2 protein-coding genes are annotated in these 4,349 nt (G+C 66.8%); both read right to left on the bottom strand.

All coding sequences use genetic code 11. The features are described 5' to 3' along the window. A partial coding sequence (locus JaAD80_RS29135) for an Hpt domain-containing protein (protein ID WP_258003256.1) occupies positions 1-2,130 on the bottom strand: 2,130 nt, incomplete at its 3' end. A 74-nt stretch (positions 2,131-2,204) separates the two neighbouring features. Next, positions 2,205-4,349: methyl-accepting chemotaxis protein (locus JaAD80_RS29130; protein ID WP_102299665.1), on the bottom strand; the 2,145-nt coding region annotated here is incomplete at its 5' end.

Below are 4,349 nucleotides of genomic sequence, written 5' to 3'. Positions count from 1 at the left end.
CTCCAGTTCGGCCACCCATTCGCTCAGCTGGTACCAGCCGTAATTCAGCAAGGTAAACAAATCATCGCTGACTGTGCGGGCCTCGGCCAGCCAGGTATTCATGACGCGTTCGATGGCGCCTGCCGCCTCGGCAAACTGCGCCAGGCCGATCATGCGGCTGCTGCCCTTCAGGGTATGGAAGGAACGGCGCAGCATGGCCAGGTGTTCGCTGCTGGCCGCCTGCTCGCGCGGCAAGGCCAGGGTGGTATCGATAAAGGCCAGCACTTCGCGCGCTTCGGCGGTGAAGATGTCGAGCATTTCCGCATCCAGGCCGGCATCGGCAGGCGCGGCATCGGCCGCGGACGGCGTGGCGGGCGCCAGCGCCTGGTCGAGCAGGGGCACGGGCACGCTGCCGCTGGCGGCGACTTTTTCAAACGGCAGCGCGCGAAAGGTACCGGCGGCGGCATCAAAGTGGAAACGCCCCTTGGCCGCTTGCGCATTGCGGCCCAGCATGTCGACAAAGAAGCCCAGCGCGCTGATATTTTGCGCGATCTCGTCGAGCGCCTCGGCCTGTTCGGCCTGGGCAGCGATGGCTGGCAGCTGCAGCACGGCCGCCTCGACCTGCTGCACGGCAGCGCCCGCGTCTTCCTGTTCCAGGCTGGCCAGCTGCTGCTGCAATTGCCGCAGCAGGGGTGCCACGGCATCCAGGCAAGCCTGGCGCGCGCCATCGGCATAATAGTCATTGAGCAGTTTTTCCACCTGCCGCAAGCCTGTTTTCATCTCGTCGGCCAGCGTGGCGACGGTTTGCCCCTGTTCGATCTGGCGCGACAGTTCCCCGGCGGCGGAGGGCGGCGGCGCCTCACCGGCCAGCAGCGCGTGCAGGCGCGCGGCGATGGTTTCCGCGTTGCCGGCGAAATCGTCGGGCAGGCGGCGCACCTGCTCCAGGCCCGTCTCGGCAAACAGCAGCGCCGTGCCGATCTCCTGTTCCAGGGCCGCGCTGCGCCCGCTGGACACGGCTTGCTGCGCCACGGCCGCGCACTGGCGCAGCAGGCTGGCCAGGGCCGGCAGCTTCAAGGACTCCGCATGCACTGCCACGTCCTGCAGCGCCGCGCCGAAATCCACGCTCAGCGCGGGGTCGAGATCGGCCTGCGCCAGACGGCTCCAGCTGGCGCGCGCCTGCGCCAGGGCCGTGCGCGCACCGTGCAGGGCGTCCTGGTCGACCTGGCCATAGCGCCGCGTTTCCACGTCGGCCGGCACCAGGCCATCGAGGGCGAAAGCGGCGCGCAGCTGCTGCGCCGCCGGCGTCGGTTCGGCTGCCGCAGCGATGAAGAACAGGGCGTCGCGCAGCATCTGCTCGGGCAGACTGGCCGTGCCCTGCGCCAGGCGGCGCAACTGCAGGTTGATCAGGCCAAACAGCTGTTTCACATACAAGGTGCCCATGCCTTCGCCGCTGGCCGCCAGTTCGGCGAAGGCCTGCATGGCAAACCAGAAGGTGCGCGCCGGCGCTTCCTGCTGCGCGTCGGCCACCAGGTTCAAGGTTTCATGCAGGACGCCCGCATGCTGGCGCCGCGTTGCGTCATCCGGCGCCTTCAGGAAAGGCAGCAGGGACTTTTCAAAGCGCCCGCGCCAGGCCGGATAATCGGCCGCAGGCGGTGCTGCGGCCAGCGCGATGGCATGGCCATCGCGCACCGACGCGGGCGGAAAGAACAGGTCGGCCGGATGGATGCGTTCGGCGCCCAGCATGCTTTGCAGGTCGCGGTAATACGGGAACAGGCGGGCCGGCTGCGGCGGCGTGCCAGCCACCAGGTCTTCCAGATACTCGGTCAGGGCCTGATACAGCCCGGCCACCACCTGCGCGTGATCCACCGTGTATTCCAGGCTGCCGTCGCGAAAGCGCGCCAGCGCCTGTTCCGCGCCGGCCGTCAGCAGGCTGGCGCCGGCCACGTCGACCATCACCAGCGCGCCATGCGCCTGGTGCAAATGCGAGCGTGCATGCTGCAGGGCCGTAGCGCGTTCCTCGCGCTCGCGGCCACCCGCTTCGAACAGGGCTGTTTTCGAGCGGCCCAGCGCCTCGCGGATTTCCACCATCACCCACGACAGGGGTTCGCTGTCGAACGGCTTGGACTGCTGCGGACTATCAGGTGTACTCATGCATGCCTCGGTAAAGAATACGTAGCGCAAAAATCGGTACGCACAACGCGCCGCGCCATCGGCTGGCGCGGCGTTCAGGCGGCGACGCGGAAGCGCGACACCGAGTTTTTCAGTTCCTGCGCCAGCATCGACAGTTTATGGATCGACTGCGCCGTCTGCTGCGTGCCATCCTGGGTCTGCTCCGTCACGCTCAGGATATGCTGGATATTCAAGGCTACGCCGCTGGCCGAACCGGCCTGCGTGCCGGTGGCGAACGAAATGCCCTGGATCAGTTCGGCCAGGTGTTTCGAAACCTGGCTGATGTCGTTCAGGGCCGCGCCGGCCGCATCGGACAGGCGCGCGCCTTCGACCACGCCCTGGGTGGATGTTTCCATCGCCCTGGTCGCATCTTGCGTGTCGGCCTGGATAGTGCGCACCAGCGCGCCGATCTGCTTGGCGGCGGCGGCCGAACGTTCGGCCAGGCGCTGCACTTCCTCGGCCACGACGGAAAAGCCGCGCCCTGCCTCGCCGGCCGATGCGGCCTGGATGGCGGCGTTCAGCGCCAGCACATTCGTCTGTTCGGTGATGTCGGAAATGAGCTCGGTGATCTCGCCGATTTCCTGCGACGATTCGCCCAGGCGCTTGATGCGCTTGGAGGTATCCTGGATTTGCTCGCGGATCTCATGCATGCCCTTGATGGCGTTTTCCACCGCCGTCGAGCCTTGCAGCGCGGCCGCCACCGACTGGCGCGCCACGTCGGCCGAAACGCTGGCCGATTTCGACACGTCAGTGATCGCATTGGCCATCTTCACCACGGTGGCGCTGACGCCCTGGATTTCGCGCGATTGCTGCTGCGAGGCGATCAGCAGTTTGCTGGAAATGCTTTGCGCCTGCGTCGAGGCGCGGTTCACCTGTTCCGCGGTGGCCGTCACGCGCCCCACCAGGCCGCGCAGTTCTTCCACCGTGTAGTTGACGGAATCGGCGATGGCGCCCGTGATGTCTTCCGAGACGGTGGCCTGCACCGTCAGGTCGCCATCGGCCACCTTCTGCAATTCGTTCATCAGGCGCAGGATCGCCGCCTGGTTCTGGTCATTCTTGGCCTTCGCCTCTTCCTCTTTTTCCTGCGACAGCAGGCGCTGGATTTCCGCTTCCTGGCGACGCCGCTCGGCCTCGCGCGTGCGGTTGACGGAGTCCTGCAGCAGCACCCTGCCAATACCGGCCGCCGCGATCAATGTCAGCAGCACGCCAGCGACCATCAGCCAGAAGGCAAGGCCGAGGGTTTCCTGGTTTGCGTGGTACATCTGCTGCAGCAGGGTCAGGCGCTGGCGCAGGTCTTCGTTCTCGCTGAAGATCAGCTGCTCGGCGCTTTTCGCCGAACTGAATTTATCCAGGCGGTCGAGGATGGACGAGACCAGCTTCTGGTAAGTGTCGAAGCTGGCCTTCAGCGCCACCATGCGCTCGCGCAGCTCGGCGTCGCGCGTGGGCGCCAGCTGCAGCGACACGCTGCCATTGAGCAGGCCTTCGACGGCGGTGCGGAAGTACGTCGTGTCGCGCCCCAGCGAGAACGCCGTTTCCGAACTGATGCTGCCTGACGAAAGGAATTCGCTGGCGCTGCGGCTCATGCGCTGGCTCAGCATCATCAGCCGGCCGATGACGGCCAGGTCGCGCGCATTGCCGCCGCGCTGCACCTTCAGGGCGGCGATTTCCTCCGTCTGCGCCAGCAGCGCGGGCGACAGCGCGTTCAATTGCTGCAAGGTCTTGTCGAATTCGCCCAGCTCCGTTTTCAGGCGCAGGATGGTGCTGGCCGCGCGGTCGCTGCTGGCCCACTTCTTGCGCGCGTCGGCCACGGCCGCCAGCAGGCTGGCGCGCGATTCGCCGATGTCGCGCCCGTGGTAGGTGCCACCACGCTGCATCAGGCGGAAATCCTGGTTCAGCTCATTGCGGCTTTCCTCCAGCTGGCGGAACGCTTCCGGATTGCCCTGCACGGCGTTCGGCGCGGCCTTGCCGATGCGCTGCGAATGCATCAGCGCATCGCTGGCCAGCTGCGTCTGGGCCGAGGCGATATTGCCGCTGCGCGTATTCAAGCCGACGAACAGCAGGCTGGCGGCCAGGCTCAGGGCCATCACGGTCGACAGGATGCTCAATTGTTTTTGCAGCGGCAGATGGCCGATCAGCGGCAGCTTCCAGTCGCCGGCCGGCGCGCTGGCCAGCGACTTGCGCCGGCCCAGCGCATCGCGCAG

It is taken from the genome of Janthinobacterium sp. AD80, from assembly GCF_002878455.1.
Taxonomy (GTDB): domain Bacteria; phylum Pseudomonadota; class Gammaproteobacteria; order Burkholderiales; family Burkholderiaceae_D; genus Janthinobacterium.
The sequence above is the reverse complement of the archived record's forward strand: the minus strand, read 5'-3'. Positions and strand labels throughout refer to the sequence as shown.